Here is a 20,819-nt window from a genome sequence, read left to right on the forward strand (position 1 = left end):
TCCCCCATCTCCCTCATCTCCCCCATCTCCCCCATCCCCCTCATCCCCCCCATCCCCCTCATCCCCCCCATCCCCCCCATCCCCCTCATCCCCCCATGCCCACTGACCCTTATGCCTGGCTAGAACATTCCTTAGCAACGATTCATCGGGCTGACTGGTATCGTTCAGTACAACCTATCAAGGGTCGTCCGGGTGCAACGGTGGTTTTAGCTGGGCAAGAGGTAATTAATTTTGCCAGCAATGACTATTTAGGATTGGCTGGGGATGAGCGATTAATGGCAGCCGCAACTGCTGCGATCGCAGAATTTGGAACTGGTAGTACTGGTTCTAGATTACTCAGTGGACATAGGGAATTACACAGGGAATTAGAGGAGGCGATCGCATCTACCAAACAAACAGAAGATGCCTTGATATTTAGTTCAGGGTATCTAGCAAATTTGGGTGTCATTACCGCCCTCGTTGGCAAGCGTGATTTAATTTTATCTGACCAGTACAATCATTCCAGCCTGAAAAATGGAGCGATTCTCAGTGGTGCAGTATTTGTGCAATATCCGCACTGTGATATAGCAGTCTTAAAAACTCAGTTGAGTCAACAGCGACAAAACTACCGACGCTGTTTGATTCTTACTGATAGCGTCTTCAGTATGGATGGCGATTTATGTGCGTTGCCAGCACTGTTGGATCTCGCCGATGAATTTAACTGTATGCTGCTAGTTGATGAAGCTCATGCCACTGGGGTACTAGGAAAAACTGGCGCTGGGTGTGTGGAACATTTTGGATGTACAGGAAAGCCGTTAATTCAAGTTGGGACTTTGAGTAAAGCTTTGGGTAGTTTAGGCGGGTATGTAGCAGGAAGTAGCGCCTTAATTGACTTTTTGCAAAACCGCGCACCCACTTGGATTTACACAACTGGACTTTCACCTGCTGATACAGCCGCGGCCTTAGCAGCAATCAAGATAGTGCAACAAGAACCGCAACGCCGTACCCAATTGTGGCAAAATGTACATAACTTGAAAAATTTGCTGCAACAACACTTAGCTAATCTAAAATTACTGCCTTCGGAATCACCTATATTATGTTTTCAATTGTCCAATGCGACAGATGCCCTCAAAGCTGGAAAACAGCTAAGAGATGCTGGCATTTTTGCCCCAGCAATTCGCCCCCCCACAGTGCCTACAAGTCGGATTAGAATATCTTTAATGGCAACTCATGAAGCAGCACATATTGAAAAATTGGTAGCAGTGCTGAAGGATGTTAACATAATTCATAATTCATAATTAGTAATTCATAATTAAAAGACGCTAAAATAAAATACTTTTAAATTTAAACATTAATCTATGACGCCGTATTTCTTGCGCTATGCATCTCGAAATACATTTTTTTCTTTCTCACTCTCCATAAATGAATTTAGTTATAGCGGTTCTCGTTTACGTGAGGTACACCCGTAGGGGCACGGCACTGCCCATTGGTGTCAACTTAACGTGAAACCCTCGCAATGACGTTATATCAAGCCTACTCAATTACTAATTAAGTCGTCGGAACCCCACCCCTTAATCCCCTCCCCGCAGGCGGGGAGGGGAGACAAAGCATAGCTTTGGCGGGGTGGGGTAAAACGCCTGTGGGATAAGCGTTTGAGCTTAAGTTGACACCTATGGGCAAAGACAAGCCCCTACACCTCGTGATGTAATGTTGTACCGCATCTGAATGGGAACCGCTATACTCTGCATCCAAATTATTTTTTGGTCAAATAACAGTCTCTGGTTGATTGCGATTTATTGAAACTAGAAGACATATCGGAGACTTAAAATCATCTTTATTTTGGTATTTGTTATAAATTTGGGTCACTGCATTTCTTGGAATTGAGTACTTATATCATGTTCGCTTGATTACTTATTAAACCCGAAGAACCCCACCCCGCCAATCGTCGCTTTGTCTCCCCTCCTGCTTGCGGGGAGGGGCTGGAGGTGGGGTGCAATGACTATGGGAATCATAACTAATTATGCGGACATGATATTATGAGCAGCAAACCCATGTTATGGATATAGAAGATTAAAATAATTCGTAATTCGTAATTCGTAATTCGTAATTAAGTTTTGCAATGGGGATTTTAACCTCACCGCAAAACTTGTCGCTTGTTAGAAGCGAGGGACTTAGACCCCTCAAAAATGTTAATAATAAATTCTGGCTTTGGATACTATATTACCGGGTAATTAACCTCTCACAAAAGAAGTTTTCTAAATAAATAAAAATCTATCTGGAGATAAATTACTAAAAATTGCAAACTAGCTTAGGGTGTATAGAGCCTTTGCAATAAGTATTGGTTGTTCCAAAACATTTTCATGCCCCATATTTGTTATTCCCAGTTACTGCGTTATGGCATTGTTGTATTAATCGTCGCACTTGCATTAGTGCTGATGTTGATGCTAGACCCCTGGTTAAGCATGAGTGGAACTCCTTTCTTGCTGTTTTTTAGCGCTGTAATGGTGAGTGGTTGGTATGGTGGTTTGAATTCAGGGCTGTTAGCAACCGGCTTGTCTGCGTTATTGAGCGATTACTTCTTTCTCCCTCCAGCTTATGATCTGAGTTTTGACTTATCCAATTTTCTGCGAATTGGGTTGTTTGCATTACAAGGATTGCTCTTTAGTATCTTATGTGAGGTATTAAAGACTGCTAAAAGTCGGGCTGATGGAAATCTCCAAAAGCTGAGAGTTAGTGAGGAACGATTTCGATTAGCGTTAAGTAGTTCAGATATCGTGATCTTTCAGCAGGATCGCGATTTGCGATATCAGTGGATTCATAATCCTCAAGGTCTAAGCACTGCTGAGGAAATGCTGGGTAAGTCTGACTATGAATTATTTCCAGCCTTAGTAGCAGAGCAATTGAGGGCAATTAAGCAGAAGGTACTAGAGACTGGTGTTTCAACCCATGAAGAGGTTTATCTGACAATTGGTGAAGAAAATTGTTACTACGATTTGCTGGTTGAACCGCTAAGGGATGTAGACAATAGCATTCAGGGCATTACCTGTGCAGGTGTGAATATTACAGAGCGCAAGCAGGCTGAAGAAAGACTCCGCTATATCGCCCAAATTAGTAGTTTACTCTCTACTTCGCTAGATTACGAAGAAACCTTAGAACAGATCGCCAAAATCTCAGTTCTCCAGCTAGCTGATTGGTGTAGCGTTGATATTTTAAATGAAGATGGTTCTATTCGCCGCCTACCCATTGCCCATGCAGACCCATCTAAAGCGGAGTTAGCGCGTAAACTTCAGGAGTATGCTCCCGATTACAAAGGTGCAAGTGCAATTACTAAAGTACTCCAAACTGGGCAAAGTGAATTAATCTCAGAGATATCTGACTCGCTATTAGTAGCAAGTACTCAGAATCAGGAACACTTAGAACTTGTTCGACAATTGGGAATGAAGTCTGTGATGATTGTGCCGTTAATCGCACAAGGGCGAGTCCTCGGCACTATTAGCTTTGTCAGCACCCAATCAAACCGTCGCTACGATCGCACTGACCTAACTTTAGCAACAGATATTAGCCATCGTGCTGCCTTAGCAGTGGAAAATGCGCGACTTTATCGAGATATTCACCAGACTTTAGTCCATTATGCCGAATCTCTATCTCTTCTAGATGCGCTCTTAGAAGCTGCTCCCGTTGCCGTATGCTTTTTGGATCGGGAACTGCGATATATCCGAATTAATCAAGTTTTCGCTGACATTAACGGTTTGACCATCGAAGAACATCTAGGACGCAAATTTGGGGAAGTGTTGCCAGCGATGGCGGTTGATTTGGAGCTACAGTTACAGCGCGTGTTGAATACTGGAGAACCCCTGCTGAATGTAGAAATCAATGGTAAGACAAGGGAACAATCAGAACGTTACGGCTACTGGCTGGGCAACTATTACCCGGTGAACAACCCAATGGGAGAAAGGATAGGGATTGGAATTATTTTGGCAGATGTGACAGCAGCAAAGCAAACAGAAGTTGCCTTACGAGAAAGCGAAGAAAGGTTCCGGGCAATGTTCAACCAGGCAACTGTCGGCATTGCTCTGGTAGCGTTGGATGGACAATTTCTGCAAATTAATCCTGCTTTATGTGAGATTACTGGATACAGCCATGAAGAGTTAATCCAACTAAACTTTCAGGAAATTACCCACCCTGACGATTTAGAAATTGATTGGGAAAATGGTCGGCAAGTTTTAGCAAAAGAAATTAGTGGTTATTCCCTAGAGAAGCGCTACATCCGCAAAGATGGTTCCATTGTTTGGGTAAACCTAACTTCATCAGTAGTTTGGGATACTAACGGACAACCAAAGTATGCATTAGGTATTCTTGAGGATATTAGCGCTCGCAAACAAGTTGAAGCCACACAAAAGTTTCTAGTCGAAGCCAGCACCTTATTAGCTGCCTCATTAGATTATGAAATCGCCTTGGAAAGTGTGGCTAATCTAGCAGTTCCTACCCTAGCTGACTGGTGTATTGTAGATGTTTTCCAGAAAGATTGGTCAAGTAAACAAATTGCGATCGCAATTGCCGATCCCACAAAACAAAATACTTTAGAGGAAATCCGACGGCGTTATCCACCCAAAACCAAAACAAAACAGCTTGTAGAGCAGCTAGGATTGGGAATCTCTATCTTTTATCCCGAATTATCTGACTCTAATCTTGTACAGATGGCTCAAAATGAGGAACATCTGCAATTGCTGCGAAGCCTGGGTATTAGTTCTCTAATGGTGATTCCAGTTCGTTCCCGTGGGCAATTATTTGGAGCAATCTCTTTTTTTACAGCCGAGTCAGGTCGGCACTACCAACAAACAGACTTGGCTTTAGCAGAAGATATTGCTCGTCGGGCGGCGACAGCCATTGACAACGCCAGACTCTATCAGGAAACTGAACGGTCTGTCAATCGCACCATACTTTTACAAAGAATAACTGCCGCCCTCTCGGAAGCCTTAACTCCCCAACAGGTAGCCGATGTAGTGGTGAACCAAGGCATTGCCGCCTTGGAAGCTACTGGTGGTTCCGTTGTCTTACTTACTGAGGGAGATACTACCCTAAAAGTTGTGCAAGCAATTGGCTATCCGCAAACACTTATAAATACTTGGGCAACTTTTCCCATCACAGCACCTAACCAAATAGCAGAAACAGTCAGAACTGGGCAGCCGGTTTTTTTAGAAAATTTAGCAGCCATGATTGCTAGATATCCCGACTTAGCAGATGTTGTGACTGTTATAGCGAATAATGCCTGGGCTTCTATTCCCTTGATAGCAGAAGGTAAAGTAATTGGGGCTTTGGGATTAAGCTTTACTATTGGACAAATATTTAATGAAGAAGACCGGGGATTTATGTTGACACTAGGACAGCAGTGTGCCCAAGCGATCGCCCGCGCTCAACTTTACGAAGCCGAAAAAACTGCAAGGGCGCAAGCCGAGACAGCCAACCGCATTAAAGATGAATTCCTCGCTGTTCTTTCCCATGAACTTAGAACTCCCCTGAATCCAATTTTAGGGTGGGCGAAGTTACTCAGAACCCGCAAGTTTGACGAAGCCACGAGAATCCGGGCATTGGAAACAATCGAGCGTAATGCCAAATTACAAACCCAACTGATTGGAGATTTACTTGATGTTTCGCGGATTTTACAAGGTAAAGTTAGGTTAAATCTTTATGCAGTGGATTTGAAAGTAGCGATCGCAGCTGCACTAGAAACAGTGCGTTTAGCAGCCGAAGCCAAATCAATTGAAATAAAAACGGTGCTAAGTCATGATATCGGCAAAGTTTTGGGTGATGGCGATCGCTTGCAACAAGTGATGTGGAATCTCCTCTCCAATGCCGTTAAATTCACACCCACAGAAGGACGAGTAGAAGTACGTCTAGAGCAAGTTGGGTTAGAAGCCCAAATCCAGGTGATTGATACAGGTAAGGGAATCATGCTGGAATTTTTGCCTTACGTATTTGATTACTTCCGACAAGCAGATGCCAAGACAACCAGGATATTTGGCGGGCTGGGATTGGGACTAGCAATTGTGCGTCATTTGGTAGAACTTCACGGTGGTACAGTTCAGGCAGAGAGTCTAGGAGAAGGACAAGGGGCTACCTTTACAGTCAGACTACCTTTGCTGAAAAATTCTGAGTTGCGAGTTGAGAGTGGTGAAGCTTCTCAAGCAGAAGTTAGTACTGACGACACATTACTTGCTGGAGTGCAAATCCTGCTTGTGGACGATCAAGCAGATGTGCGAGAGTTTTTTAGCTTTGCGCTAGAACAATATGGCGCAACTGTAACACTAGCTGAATCAGCAAGTGAAGCGCTGGAAATACTAGTGCAATCAAAGCCAGATATTTTGTTAAGTGATATTGGAATGCCTGTAATGGATGGCTATATGCTGCTGCGCGAGGTGAGAAAATTACCACCAGAGCAAGGCGGGCAAATTCCCGCGATCGCATTGACAGCTTATGCTGGAGAAATTAACTACAACCAAGCAATGGCAGCAGGATTCCAAAAACACCTACCGAAACCCGTCGATCCGGCAGATTTAGCTAGTGCGATCGTTAATCTCATCGGACAGAATCAACCTTGAAGCAGGCAGGAGGGTTTGTTCAAAGAAGAGGAAATGGGGCATTCGTAGGTTGGGTTGAACTTAAGTGTTACCCAACAAAGCCCTGAAAATGTTGGGTTTCGTTCCTCAACCCAACCTACCCCGGAGTGCTTTTTTAGGCTTAACCGAGCAGTATTGCCCCCTGCCCCCTGCCTCTTCACTCAACCAATAGGCCGATTACCAGGATTGACTGCATGAATATATTCACTACCCGATTGCGGTCTTCCTCGTTTATAACAAGCTTCTTCTGGTTTACCCCATCCTAGCTGCAAAATCATTTCCAAAAAGCTAGAATTTTCCCACTTGCACAAACTTGCCCATTCTGTTATTTGAACAATTCTCTCTACATCAGATGTGACAATTTTTTGGTACTGTTTATTATTATTGAAACTCAAGTATAAATCCATCCCCATAGAGACTTCATACCAAAATTCTACAATAGAATTTTTAGCAGCTTTTAATATTTCTAAGTCACTGGTGAGGGCTATTAACTCACTGTCTACTTCGGGATAGCTCAAATTTTTACCTTTAACTGTTACCTCCCGCCAAATAATACCTGAAACTTGATTTTCCCTCTGATATTCATGAATTGCAGCTTTGAAATCTTGATAAGCAGTGAACTGTTGCAGCCCATCAGTCATGAGAAACTGGTCAATTACAGGATTGCCAGAGACTGGTATTTCTAATTTTAGGCGTTTTCCCTTAAGGCAGGCTTGGCGTTCGGCTGCCAAAATTTGAATTAGCTCCTGGGTCGTGTAAACCTTTGACATTAGAATACACTCTAGTTAGTCATTAGTCATTAGTCATTAGTCATTAGTCATTAGTCATTAGTCATTAGTCATTAGTCATTTGTTATGGACTATAGACCAATACAGTTCAGTTAAGCATTTCTTTCTTCTCTTCCTTTGCGTTCTTTGCGTCCTTTGCGGTTCGTTAAAAAAATTGACTTTGACTAATATTTAAGCCTTAACTGAACCGTATTGGACTATAGACTATGAATTAACTTTCTAATCTGTTAACACAGATATTTCAATATTATGCTTTGACATCGACGGCAATGTAGTAACAGATATCACCAAAAATGAGGGCAGACCAATTTGGTCTACCCCAGAAGTTACTTAGCTAACTCACTACTAAACTCATTAAAGGCTCGCCGTTTTAGCTGTGCTGTTTCAGTGCGTGGTACTAAATCAAAGATTTTACGAAATTGATCGTCTATCTCTTCAAAAGGTACTTGACCTTTTTTATTTAAAACTACCTCACCAGATTTATTAAATACCACGACTTGAGGAACAGCCCCAGAATAGTAATATCCTGCTTCTGTAGGATTGTAAGTCTGTTTAAGCGGGATACCATCTACACTAATAGGCATAATTTCTGCTACCCGACCATAGAATTCCTGTACCCGTGAAATGGAAATGGCATATCTTTTGGAATCGCTGCTGTCATCCAAATAAAAGGCCAAAAAGATGGGTTTATGTTCCGCTAAAGCCTGTGCTAATGTCTGTCTGGGAGGAACTAATGAACCATTGCCAGCATAAACGACAAAGATGTTGCCATCATATAAATCATTATTAAGACCAGCAGATGCAGGTTGCATACTTATAATGAGAAGACTTGCAAGCAACAACAGGCATTTGGACAACCACCTTTGCCAGCCAGTAATTTGTTTATGTAAAAAAAGAAACTTTGTGCTATTCATCAAAAGGAACCTTGCAAGCTACTACTTGTCGTGAGTTTGTGCTGAATTCGGCAAACTGGGCTGGATATGTAATTACGCCCACACACTACTTTTTAAGATAACGCCTACTGAGATTATCTCTCGGAAGGGGGAGTTGGGAGAGACGCGATTAATCGCGTCTGTACAAGGCAAAGGAGGAAAAAGGGTTGTTGTTATGACTGGAGGCAGAATCTCTAACTTGATGTCAAAGCTGGCTTTTTCAGTCAGGATTCGCTAAACTCACGCATATTAAATTTGCAATTAAATACTTTCAATTAGCAACTGCCATTCGACTAGGATACCGATGTGGGAAACAAAATACAATTCATAGATAGGCTGCGATTGGGTTTCGCGGTGTCAGTGGCAAAGAGTGTAACCTTTATAGTACGATCACTCCGTCTGGGTGCTGCTAGTGTATTACCAGGCTCGATTGCTCGTCGCATTGAACCCCGACTTTTACAATTATTGAGTCAGCAAGTTAAAAACGGGGTGATTTTAATTGCTGGTACAAACGGCAAAACTACTACAGCGCTGCTTTTATGCACAATATTAGAACGCAAGGGTTTTCGCATCACTCATAATTCTACAGGTGCAAATCTGGAAAATGGCTTGATGACGGCGCTGTTAGAAAGCACCAACTTACTAGGTACGCTAAATGCTGATTACGCCATTTTGGAAGTTGACGAAAATATTGTACCAAGAGTATTAACACCACTCCAGCCGCGAATTATTCTCTGTTTAAACTTGTTCCGTGACCAACTCGATAGGTACGGGGAAGTAGATACAATTAGTAAGCGTTGGACAAAAGTTATTTCTACCCTACCACCAGAAACAGTGGTAATTCCCAATGCTGATGACCCAACTTTATCTAACCTCGGTCAGCAGTTACCCCAACGGGTGTTATTCTTTGGCTTGAATGAACCAGAACATTATTTAGAAGCTATTCCTCACGCTGTCGATTCTATTTATTGTCCTAAATGTGGACACTCTCTAGATTACAAAGGTGTTTATTTGTCTCATTTGGGAGATTTTACTTGTCCCAATTGTGGTTTTAGTAAAAGTAAACCGGCTCTAGAAAGTAGTGAATGGTCGCAAATTCTTGTTGGTTTGTACAACAAATATAATACTTTAGCTGCTGCTACTGCGGCTATTGACTTGGGAGTTGATGAAGTAACAATCAGAGATACTATTAATACCTTTCAAGCTGCCTTTGGTCGTGCGGAAGATTTAGTAATTAACGGTAAACGGGTGCGGATATTGTTATCAAAAAATCCTGTAGGAACGAATGAAACTATTCGCGTAGTTACTCAAAGCACAGATAAAACCACACTGCTAGTCTTGAACGATCGCACGCCCGATGGTACTGATGTATCCTGGATTTGGGACGTGGATACCGAGAAATTAGTCGAACGCGGCGGGACTTTAGTAGTGAGTGGCGATCGCGTCTACGATATGGCACTACGTTTACGTTACAGCCAAAAGTCCCCTGAGAGTAACTTAAATTTAATTGTCGAAGAAGATTTGCGACAAGCGATCGCAACTGCATTAGAGCATACACCAGAGAATGAAACTCTGCACATTCTGCCCACCTATTCAGCCATGCTAGAAGTGCGAGAAGTCCTGACTGGTCGTAAAATTCTTTAAATTTGTCATTGGGTATTGGGCATGGGGCATGGGGCATGGGGCATTGGGCATTGGTTATTTTCCTCATCCCCCTCATCTCCCTCATCTCCCTCATCTCCCCATTCCCCATTCCTTATTCCCCATTCCCCATTCCCTAAATTTATGAGTTCTCAAAATTTGGAATTAACAATAGGTTGGCTTTATCCGACGCTGATGAGTACTTATGGCGATCGCGGTAATGTAATTACTATAGAACGTCGCGCCGAGTGGCGGGGATACGATGTTAAAGTGTTACCCCTAGATCAAAATGCTACAGCCGCAGATATTAAAACTGTAGATGTAATTGTTGGTGGTGGCGCACAAGATCGTCAGCAAGAAATTGTCATGCGTGATTTGCAAGGTGCAAAAGCCGACGCGATGCGCGAGAAAATCGAAAATGGAACACCAGGAGTATTTACTTGTGGTTCCCCCCAATTACTGGGACATTATTATGAACCAGGCTTTGGACAACGGATTGATGGTTTAGGAATACTCGATTTAGTTTCCGTGCATCCTGGTGAAAATACTAAGCGCTGTATTGGTAACTTGGTAATTGAAGTGACAGCTTCACGCCTAGCGCAAGATTTAAAAGAGATGACGGGTAGTACACCATATTTGGTAGGCTTTGAAAATCACGGTGGACGTACCAAGCTGGGGAAAGTGGAAGCATTGGGGCGAGTGGTGTACGGTTTGGGAAATAATGGAGAGGATGGGACAGAAGGAGCATTTTATCAGAATGCGATCGCTACTTATTCTCACGGCCCTTTATTACCGAAAAATCCCTTTGTCGCCGATTGGTTAATTCAAACAGCACTGCGGCTAAAGTATCAGCAGGAAATTATTTTAGAACCTTTTGACGACAGCCTCGCTGTCCAAGCACGAGAAGCGATGTTTAAGCGCTTGAAAGTCAGTTTACCTGCTGCGGCTAAAGTTTAAATTTTCGTTTTTTTCTCGTTCCCTGACTTTCACAGGGAACGCAATTCCCAGGTTTCGCATGGGAAGGGGTGACAAACGCCCCAAACTCAGCCTTGAGTTCATGTTTCCTTGTCAACAACGACAAACCCCACACTGCAACGAGTCGCCGCCTCTGCTAACCGAGTATCAAGAGTTGCTAACGGCAATTGTAACCGCAACGCCAGTTCTAAATAAGCTGCGTCATAAGCTGCTAAACTTTCCTGTCGTGCTAGCTTCAAGGTTGTATCCAACGCCTTTGCATCCGTAACTAAATCAACCTGAATTAACAGTGACTGTAACAAAGCAATAGCTTGCTCAGATTGTTTTTTAGTCATACGGTTACGTCGTTCAGCCACGACAAGGGTATTAGCAATCTCCAACGACCAAATTCCTGGTACAAAAGCTTCAGAATCTGGCATCATTGCGAGTATGGCATTAGCATAATCATCGTTTTCATCTACCAAACACCAGCTAATTGCTACAGAACAATCCAAAACAAACTGCATTAAAATCTTCGTCCCTCTTCAAGCATTTCGCGGATTGAGGTTTTATTTAAGGCTACTTCTTGCCGCAGTTGTTGCATTCTGGCAATTGCTTCTTGAATGGATTTTTTTGTCGTCGGCTTTCCCCAAGCGTTATATTGCAGTACAGTGTCATCGCATGGTGCAAGGTGTGTTTTATCTAACGGCTGCACAACTACCACTACTTCTACAGATGTATCTTTATAATCAGTGGATGTCTGAATATGCAATATCCCATCTGTCCCAATATGCGATCGCAATTTTTTTGTTTCCATTTTTACCCCCAGGAAATTATATAATTTTTCGTTTCCTGGATTTGACAAGTAACGCAATTCAGGAGACTCTGCTTTTTATTTTAAATTAACAAAGGGCAAAGCATGACTCAAGCCTTAACCAAACAATTAACATTTGATGAATTTATCGCCTGGTATCCTGAATCTTCAGACAGGCATTATGAACTACATGATGGGGTAATTGTTGAAATGCCTAAGCCAACAGGGAAGCACTCAGAGATAGCCGGGTTTATCAATGGTTCTTTATTTATTGAAATCACCCGTTTGTCTATCCCTTGTTTTATCCCTAAAGAATGCGTCATCAAGTCACTTAACACTGATTCAGGTTATGAACCAGATGTAATCGTTCTTGATAGACAAGCTGTTAGAGATGAACCTCGTTGGAAAAAAGAATCTATCATTACGCGGGGTAGTTCCGTCAAGTTGGTTGTAGAAGTTGTTTCAACCAACTGGAGTGATGATTATGCTTTGAAGCTAGAAGATTACGAGTCTTTGGGCATTCCTGAATATTGGATTGTAGATTATCTAGGTTTAGGTGGTAGGCGCTTTATTGGCAATCCTAAACAACCAACTATCTCGATTTACCAACTAATTGAAGGCGAGTATCAGGTTAGGCAATTTAGGGGAAATGAACGCATTCAGTCGCTAGCGTTCCCAGAGTTGAATTTAACTGCTGCACAGATTTTTCAAGCTGGAGAAGTCGCTTAAACAAGGGCTAAAAAAGTAAAAGAGTCATCAAAGACTCATTCACGAGTATCAAAGACTCGTTCACGAGTATCAAAGACTCATTCACGAGTATCAAAGACTCATTCACGAGTATCAAAGACTCATTCACGAGTATCAAAGACTCATTCACGAGTATCAAAGACTCATTCACGAGTATCAAAGACTCGTCCACGAGTATCAAAGACTCGTCCACGAGTATCAAAGACTCATTCACGAGTATCAAAGACTCATTCACGAGTATTGAAGACTCGTTTACAAGCCAATCTAAGCTATTGGTAATGATAAATTATTTTTAGATTCAGTAAAAATTATTAGCGCTCGTGTCGTGTTACACAGGATAGTAGATTGCTTTGATATCTTGTAGCATTCTTAATTAGTAGCCGCGATCGCCTGAAACTCGGAGTTTTAGGAACCAATAGCCAAAGCCACTCAGTGGACTAAAACCTAAGTCTGGAAAGAATTTAGTCCTCTTAAGAGGACTTTTGCTATAAGCCATAAGTTTCTAACCTATGGCGCTTGTTGGGATTAGTGCAAAATATTAGTGGTTGCGAAATTGTCCAGCGAATCAGGGGCATTACATAGAATTTTCGTTAACAGGTGAACTTCAGTATGGCAAACAGGTGTCAACATTTATTTGAAAAAATCCGAGAAGCGAAAGAGAAACGGCTTAAAGAATTAGATTTAAGCAATGATTGGAATACTGATGCCAAGGAAAAATTAACAGAGATTCCTGCTGAGGTGTTTGAACTGGAATGGTTGGAGGTTTTCAATTTAAGCTTCAACGAATTAACGACACTGCCAGAAGCGATCGCCCGCCTGCAACAACTCACTTCCCTGAATTTAATCGGCAACGAATTAACGACACTGCCAGAAGCAATCGCCCGCCTGCAACAACTTACTACCCTGCATTTAAGGGACAACCGATTAACAACGCTGCCAGAAGCGATCGCCCACCTGCAACAACTCACTTCCCTGGATTTAAGGGGCAACAAATTAACGACGCTGCCAGAAGCGATCGCCCACCTGCAACAACTCACTTCCCTGGATTTAAGCTTCAACGAATTAACAACGCTGCCAGAAGCGATCACCCACCTGCAACAACTCACTTCTCTGAATTTAAGGGACAGCCAATTAGCGACGCTGCCAGAAGCGATCGCCCACCTGCAACAACTCACTTCTCTGAATTTAAGGGACAACCAACTAACGACGCTGCCAGAAGTGATCGCCCACCTGCAACAACTTACTTCCCTGGATTTAAACGGCAACAAATTAACGATGCTGCCAGAAGCGATTACCAGTCTGCAACAACTCATCACCCTGGATTTAAGCCGCAACAAATTAACAACACTGCCAGAAGCGATCGCCCGCCTGCAACAACTCATCACCCTGGATTTAAGCCGCAACCGATTAACAACACTGCCAGAAGCCATCACCCGCCTAGAACAACTCACTTCCCTGGATTTAAGCCGCAACCGATTAACAACACTGCCAGAAGCCATCACCCGCCTGCAACAACTCACTTCCTTGGATTTAAGCTTCAACCAATTAACGACACTGCCAGAAATGATCGCCCGCCTGCAACAACTTACTTCCCTGGATTTAAACGGCAACAAATTGACGATGCTGCCAGAAGCGATTACCAGTCTGCAACAACTCACTTCCCTGAATTTAAACTACAATCCCATCGAGAAGCCACCGCAAGAAGTTGTTGAAAAAGGTATTAAGGCGATTAAGGATTATCTCCGACAAATACAAGTAGAAGGTACAGATTATCTGTGCGAAGCAAAGTTACTAATTGTCGGCGAAGGAGGAGCAGGGAAGACAACACTGGCAAAGAAAATTGAAAACCAAAATTATAAACTCCGAGAGGAAGACTCTACGAAGGGAATTGAGGTAATCCAGTGGCATTTCCCAATGGAAAATAGGCGAGAATTTCGAGTCAATATCTGGGATTTTGGTGGGCAAGAGATTTATCATGCGACTCACCAGTTTTTCCTCACCAAGCGTTCCCTCTACGTTTTAGTGGCAGATACGCGCAAGGAAGACACTGATTTTCATTACTGGTTGAATGTGGTGGAACTGTTAAGTGATAACAGTCCACTGCTAATCATTAAAAATGAGAAGCAAAACCGCCACCGAGAAATCAATGAACGTGAGTTACGGGGACAGTTTACTAATTTGAAGGAGACTTTACCAACAAACCTTGCTGACAATAAAGGTTTAGAACAAGTTTTAGAACAAATCAAGCATTATATTAAAAACCTGCCCCATATTGGCAATCCTCTTCCAAAAACCTGGGTTAGAGTCCGGGAAGCTTTGGAGAGTGACGCACGCAATTACATCAGCTTGGATGAATACCTGAACATCTGCCAACAAAATGGGTTCACCCAAAGAAATTACAAGTTGCAGTTAAGCAGCTATCTGCACGATTTTGGAGTATGCTTGCATTTCCAAGAAGACCCACTTTTGAACAAAACCGTCATCCTCAAACCCAAGTGGGGAACTGATGCAGTCTACAAAGTGCTGGATAATGAAAAGGTGATTCGTAACCTGGGCAGTTTTACCCGGTCTGATTTGGCAAACATCTGGTGTGAAGACGAATACACCACGATGCATGATGAACTCTTGCGCCTGATGATCAACTTCAAACTGTGCTACGAAATTCCTAGAAGCCAAGGAAAGTATATTGCGCCACAATTGCTATCTGCTAATCAACCCTCCTATGATTGGAATGAAAGCAACAACCTGATTCTGCGTTACACCTACGAGTTCATGCCCAAAGGCATCATTACACAATTCATCGTCGCCATGCATGAGTTGATTAATGAACAAAAATGTGTTTGGAAAAGTGGGGTTGTTCTCAGCAAAGACCAGACGAAAGCAGAGGTAATTGAATATTACAGCAAGCGGGAGATTAAGATTCGATTCTCAGGTCATTACAAAAGAGATTTGATGACCATAGTTACACATGAACTCGATAAAATTCATACCTTGTATAAGCGACTGAAGTACAACAAGTTAATCCCCTGTAATTGCTACACCATCTGCAAAGATAGCCAAGAACCACACTTTTACCCCTTTGAGATATTGCGACAGTTTGTAGCTGATAACCAAGCAGGCATTCAATGTCAAAAAAGCTATCAAATGGTTAAGGTGTCAGGCTTAATTGATGATGTGATAAAGGGGGGTAAAGAGAGGTTTTTTGGAGAGCAGTTAGGGGTTGAACCGAATCCTCCTCAATCTCCGCAAATATCATCTAATATAAATATCAACCTAAATCAAGTTCAAGAACAAAAAAATCAAATTCGTCAAAAGGAAAATAATTCAATGTCAACATTCAATCACTCCGGCTCTGGGGATAACGTTGGTGGTGATAAAGTCATGCGTGATAAAATCGGCACTCAAATTAACAACTCGCAAAACTTGGCACAAGCTGCAAAAGATATTAAAGAACTTTTAGATCAACTGTCACAGGAATATTCTAATACTGCGATTGTTGGTGTCAAAGCAGTAGAGGAAATAGAACAGAAGCCAAAATTGAAAGCTCGAATTATCAATGCCTTGAAAGAAGCAGGATCAGAAGCTCTGGAAAAAGCAGTTGATCATCCTGCTGTCAGCATTGTCATAGCAGCCACCAAGGGCTTTATGGATACCTGAATATATCTTGATTTATCCAGAGTACACAGCAACTTTCCTCGGCTATTTTGAAGGAATTAAATAGTTACTTGGGTAATAATTTATAAAACAAATTACCCTTTACTAACCAGTTAATTTGGAATTTTAACTCCTAACTCCTAACTCCTAACTCCTAACTCCTAACTCCTTCTACTATTCTTCACCTTTCTCCTGAAGGAGCGATCGCCAATCTTCAATCGCCTTCTCTGTCCACAGCCAATTTTTAGCTAATTTATCTACCTGGAAATTTACTGGATCAGACTTGAGAACCATTTGCCGCAACTTGATCGCTTCATTCAGATATTGTGTCTGCTTACCATTAGATTGACTCAGTGCAGATTTATACAGTCCCAGAGCTAAACCAGCATAAGAAGTTAAAGCATCTTGAGGCACTGCTGTCTTTGTAGATGTTGAGTCTGTGTTCTGCTTTTTAAGAGCTAAATTCAAAGCCTTAAACCAAGAATCATTACCTCGATTTAAATCGCCTTCAGTGTAGTAAGCAAATCCCAAAGCGTTATTATACAAAAGCGATTCTGGGTTAGCTTTTGCAGCAGTTTCCCAGTAACGGCGGGCATCATCGACACTATAGTTTTTGTCTCCCGTTTGGATAGACTGCCACGCTAATCGTCCCTTGTAAAAGTTGACAGATGGATCATCAGCTTGTTTATTGGGAATTAGTTTCAGGGCAGTTTCAGCCGCAGTCAGTGCGCCACGATTGAGTAGTTCTTCTACAGCCAATAACCCACTTCGCAAGTCGCCCTGGCTCAATTTTTCCGTAGCCGTGGCGGTGACAATTCCAGTCTCTGCTGTCTGTAAGTCGTGATTTTGCTGTTTTTTAATGGGTAAAGACTGGGTGGGAATTACTGGTATATTAGGCAAATATGGCTGCTGGGGTCGATGCCACCACCAATTTAAGCCGATCGCAGCAGCTAAGGCACTGATCCCCATAATACCCACAATTGGCCACAGCTTGCGGCGACGGGTACGAGGTCTTGGGGGGGCTGGTTGCGATGCCTGCGGCCGCCTACGCAAAAAATCAGCAGAATTTTGCCAATTTCCTTCCAAGTTTCCAGGAGTTTGAGGTAGCGGTGTTGGGGCTTCTCCCCACAAATCTGCTTCCTCTTGCGAAGAAGTCATTTCTTCTGAAACCTGGCTTTGCTGAAGACTATTTTCTGAAATTTGTTGATCCAGTTCAGTTGGAGCTTTTTGGTTATCTAGCTGACGAAATAAATCCGAAACCATAGCACAATCTTCTGCATAGCTTGGGTCATCATACTCAATTTCATCAACAAGATCGCCCCAAGTATCTTCACCTAGCCAGTCCAACCCAGAATCACGCGCCAAACCAGAAGGAATCATATCCTCCATTCCTAAAGGCATCTCGCTATCATCTGCCATAGCAGAGTACATCGTAGAAGTTGCCCCTAAAGGCGAATTATACTGGTTGGACTTTGCGCTTTCTGATAACTCAGTTTCCTGACTCAGAAAACCGTCAAATTCTGGCTGGAGATACAAAATCGGTAATGCCCAGTACATCTGGTGAGAACCATAGGCAGAAATTAATCCTTGGCGTACCCGACTGACGCACAAATCTACTGGATATCCCTGACTCAAGTTGCGGTAAAACAATTGTGTGAGCGTCAACGCCACTTCATCAGGAATCCGTTCTGACATCGCCAAAACGCTTCTAATTCCGCGCTTCACCAGACTTTCTGCCAGGTTTCGTTCGCCAGTATCTCCAGAGAGATCGGATGCAGCTGTGTATGCCCCTAAGCAGGAGTTAAACACTGCCATTTGGATGTTATTGTTGACGAGCAAACCAGCCAGATCGTCCCCAGTCAAGATTTCCGTTAAGCCAGTTCTGCGACTAGCAAGATAAATTTCTCCGCCATTGGAACCTAAGTTACTATGACCAGAGTAGTGGAGAACATGGTATCTGCCTTGTTCTAGAGCTTGCGTCAGTTCTTCCCGCCCTGGTTGATCTAATACAGTGAGTTCAATTTCTGGAAAACGATTGCTATTTTCAGCAATTCGTGGTACGCGGTGAAGTTCCGCTTGCAGTTTGATAGCTTCCTGTTTCTGTAAGTCAAGGCGGACTTGATCTGAGGGGGAAGCGATTACCATCAATACTTTTACACCACCTTGTTGTAGTGGTGTGGGCATATTTTGCGTAGGCGTAGCCCCCCGCAGGGATCGCAAAGGGGAAGCCCCCAAAATTCCACTTTGGAAGCGAGAAAAAGCAACATAAGGCCCGGTAGCCAAAGGGCGATCGCCTGCGTGCATCACTTCCCAAGGCAGACGAGCTAGCCTCGTGTCTTTTAGCCCCAAGCGTAAGCGTAGTACTTGTTGATGGTTCTGGGCAATACCTTGAGCAGTAATCCAACTATCCCTGAGAGTGCCTTGAAATAGGGCGTTATAAAATTGTTGACCCAACGCCACCAAATTAACAGAGTTTCTGGCGATATTGCTTTCCTGCCCAGCAGAGGCGAATGGATCTCCTTGCAACACTGACTTCAACGGATCATTCATCAAATGCCCAGCAGCCATCAACCAATCAGCTACAGGCCAACTCACCAATTCTTCTGCCAATGGTACCCCAGGCGCGACTTGTTCCGTCCGCACCAAGTAGTCATTTTGCCCTACAGGAGTTACCGAAATGTGGAATTCCTGGGTCACAGTTTCTCCTGTCCGCCTCCTAAATCTGGTTTGAAACGCGAAAGTTTCAAGTCGATTCTTCGCTCCCTCTGATAACTTAGATGCATCCCACCCCTGAATGTTTCTGATTCTAGTTGTTTTGCTTTTTCTGCCTTTACAACTTTATCCGGATCGGATTACTTGCGACTAGAACACTTAATTGGTAGATGCACCTTGATCTTCAACTCCCCTAGTTGGCTAAAACCCACTGGGGGTTTTTTTCAATTTTGGCAAACAACAGCAACTTCTGACGCAGATATTCTCTACCAGAAAATAGTGCTTAACCCTAGAATACTTGATTAGTAGATGGGATGTTCCTTGATTTTTAACTCCCTTAATCAGTTCATATCCACTCTTGTTTTTTTGACACAAAAGAAGAATCAATTTTCTCAGAAATTTATCCGGAGCATGGTGGTTAAACCTAGAACATTTAATTGGTAGATGCACCCTGATAACTAGCTCCCCTGGTTGGCTAAGGCCCACTGGGGGTTTTTTTATGAAGGAAGTAAGCACAAAACTTACGCACTAAAAGCTTGAAACCTATATCTGAATAAACCCACGCCAGTTGCTTTTGCTGTTCAAAGACGCTCTTGCTAGCAAGCTTTAAGAGTCGGGGAACCCTTTGAGTAGTTCCTACCCTACGCATTCCTACGTTGCTACCGTTACGCTAAGAGCAAACTACTGGCCATACGTGTCAACTTAACGTAAAAGTCATGCCCCGCAAGGAACTTCAGTTCTTTGCTAATAGCAAAAGTCATCTGAAGCTGACTAAATATAACCAAAAATCTTTAGTCTACTTCAGTAGACTTTAGCTAAAAGCCAAAGAACTTTAGTTCAAGGCGGGTGAGTCAAGCCGAAAGTTTTGCCATTTCTAGGCTTTTGTTGACACCAATGACTACTGGCTCCCCTGAAAAAGGGGGAACTTTAAGAGCCAACTTTTTCAGGGGTTTGGGGGATCTCTTGTGCATAAGCCCTAAAGCAGCAATCATGCTTGACACACCCATTATTTAAGGCAGCGCACCAGTCATTTAATTGGCAAATTAATCCTGATAACTAACCCCTCTGAGGTTTTTCTCTGATAAACAAACACTAACAACTTCAATGCTAATTTATCCGGTAGCGACCCATTTACTTTAGTAGGACTTACGCAAAAGTACACGCTGTAGGGGCAATTCATGAATTGCCCCTACGTGAAAATAAGGGTTTCAGCTATTGTTTGCGTAAGTCCTGTTTAGAAAAGATTATTGGTAGATGCACCCTGATAACTCACTCCCCTAGTTGGCTAACACCCACTGGGGTTTTTTTTACTTGCTTCGGCGTAGCCCGTCGTAGAAATTGCCATCAACCCCCATTTTGACGATTTTCTCCGGAAAATACTGGTAGCCCCTAGAAAAGATTACTGGTAGATGCACCCTGATAACTCACTCCCCTAGTTAGGTTAACACCAACTGGGGTTTTTTTATTTTAAAAAATAACTGACCTTTGTACAAATTTATCCGGAGTATGGTGTTCAACCTGAGAACATTTAATTGGTAGATGCACCCTGATAACTAACTCCCCTGGTTGGCTAACACCCACTGGGGGTTTTTTTGGCTTAGACGCGTAGCGGCTTGTCGTTAGACATCGCCCACATAACTGGAGTGCATCACTATACTTGTTGTTATTGCTGGTAGACCTTGAGTATGCTTCTGTTGCCAGGATAAAGCATAACCCGATCACGCCATCCCTGAATCGCTTTCTTTTTATTATGAGCTAGAGATGCCATAGCAAAATGATTGCTATGATATTTAATCATAATTCTTAATTTTTTTTCTACATTTTGACCCTTACTCCCAAAAAATCGCCCTCCCTACTAAAAGCAGGGAAGGAGAAAAAGTTACTGGTTTAGGGTTTCACTATTAAGTTGCCAAGAATGACCAGCTATATGGTAATATTTTATGGCGTTATGCTAAAAAACTTTGCCTAGAATCAAAGAGTC

At 42.8% G+C, this 20,819-nt stretch carries 13 protein-coding genes; 6 read left to right on the plus strand and 7 right to left on the minus strand.

Features of this window, described 5'->3' with window-relative positions; all coding sequences use genetic code 11:
• Positions 1–95: 95 nt before the first annotated feature.
• A complete protein-coding gene (gene bioF, locus LC586_RS26240; protein WP_229488171.1) occupies positions 96–1,277 on the plus strand; it encodes an 8-amino-7-oxononanoate synthase in 1,182 nt (393 codons plus the stop codon).
• Between the two features lie 1,062 nt (positions 1,278–2,339).
• Positions 2,340–6,578, plus strand: a complete 4,239-nt coding sequence (locus tag LC586_RS26245; protein WP_229488172.1) for a PAS domain S-box protein — start codon at positions 2,340–2,342, stop codon at positions 6,576–6,578.
• Between the two features lie 179 nt (positions 6,579–6,757).
• Here the strand turns inward: LC586_RS26245 and LC586_RS26250 are convergent, their stop codons facing one another.
• Positions 6,758–7,366 carry a hypothetical protein gene (locus tag LC586_RS26250; protein WP_229488173.1) on the minus strand — a complete coding sequence of 203 codons (609 nt, stop codon included), beginning with the start codon at positions 7,364–7,366 and terminating at the stop codon, positions 6,758–6,760.
• Positions 7,367–7,710: 344 nt separating this feature from the next.
• Complete coding sequence (locus tag LC586_RS26255; protein ID WP_229488174.1) at positions 7,711–8,298, minus strand: thylakoid membrane photosystem I accumulation factor; 588 nt, start codon at positions 8,296–8,298, stop codon at positions 7,711–7,713.
• 324 nt (positions 8,299–8,622) lie between these two features.
• Here LC586_RS26255 and LC586_RS26260 point away from each other — a divergent pair, with 324 nt between their 5' ends.
• Complete coding sequence (locus LC586_RS26260; protein WP_229488175.1) at positions 8,623–9,960, plus strand: Mur ligase family protein; 1,338 nt, start codon at positions 8,623–8,625, stop codon at positions 9,958–9,960.
• A gap of 141 nt (positions 9,961–10,101) precedes the next feature.
• The gene (locus LC586_RS26265; protein WP_229488209.1) at positions 10,102–10,914 is read left to right on the plus strand and encodes a type 1 glutamine amidotransferase; all 813 of its coding nucleotides are present in this window, start codon (positions 10,102–10,104) and stop codon (positions 10,912–10,914) included.
• Between the two features lie 98 nt (positions 10,915–11,012).
• Here the strand turns inward: LC586_RS26265 and LC586_RS26270 are convergent, their stop codons facing one another.
• Positions 11,013–11,438 carry a type II toxin-antitoxin system VapC family toxin gene (locus LC586_RS26270; RefSeq protein WP_229488176.1) on the minus strand — a complete coding sequence of 142 codons (426 nt, stop codon included), beginning with the start codon at positions 11,436–11,438 and terminating at the stop codon, positions 11,013–11,015.
• The gene (locus tag LC586_RS26275) at positions 11,438–11,728 is read right to left on the minus strand and encodes a hypothetical protein (protein WP_229488177.1); all 291 of its coding nucleotides are present in this window, start codon (positions 11,726–11,728) and stop codon (positions 11,438–11,440) included. The genes LC586_RS26270 and LC586_RS26275 overlap by 1 nt, the downstream gene beginning before the upstream one ends.
• A gap of 102 nt (positions 11,729–11,830) precedes the next feature.
• Here LC586_RS26275 and LC586_RS26280 point away from each other — a divergent pair, with 102 nt between their 5' ends.
• A complete protein-coding gene (locus tag LC586_RS26280) occupies positions 11,831–12,454 on the plus strand; it encodes a Uma2 family endonuclease (RefSeq protein WP_229488178.1) in 624 nt (207 codons plus the stop codon).
• 7 nt (positions 12,455–12,461) lie between these two features.
• On the opposite strand, the gene LC586_RS26285 is transcribed toward LC586_RS26280, so the two are convergent.
• Together LC586_RS26285 and LC586_RS40835 are read right to left on the minus strand one after the other, a co-directional pair.
• Positions 12,462–12,707: a hypothetical protein gene (locus LC586_RS26285; protein ID WP_229488179.1), complete on the minus strand. Its 246-nt coding sequence runs from the start codon at positions 12,705–12,707 to the stop codon at positions 12,462–12,464.
• 138 nt (positions 12,708–12,845) lie between these two features.
• Entirely contained in the window at positions 12,846–12,968 is a 123-nt protein-coding gene (locus tag LC586_RS40835; RefSeq protein ID WP_267921731.1) for a hypothetical protein, read from the minus strand.
• Between the two features lie 113 nt (positions 12,969–13,081).
• On the opposite strand from LC586_RS40835, the gene LC586_RS26290 reads away from it, so the two are divergent.
• The gene (locus LC586_RS26290; RefSeq protein ID WP_229488180.1) at positions 13,082–16,129 is read left to right on the plus strand and encodes a COR domain-containing protein; all 3,048 of its coding nucleotides are present in this window, start codon (positions 13,082–13,084) and stop codon (positions 16,127–16,129) included.
• Positions 16,130–16,300: 171 nt separating this feature from the next.
• Here the strand turns inward: LC586_RS26290 and hetF are convergent, their stop codons facing one another.
• Positions 16,301–18,823: a cell division protein HetF gene (hetF, locus tag LC586_RS26295; protein ID WP_229488181.1), complete on the minus strand. Its 2,523-nt coding sequence runs from the start codon at positions 18,821–18,823 to the stop codon at positions 16,301–16,303.
• Positions 18,824–20,819: the final 1,996 nt, after the last annotated feature.

The sequence above is a fragment of the Nostoc favosum CHAB5714 genome, from assembly GCF_020829495.1.
GTDB lineage: Bacteria > Cyanobacteriota > Cyanobacteriia > Cyanobacteriales > Nostocaceae > Nostoc > Nostoc favosum.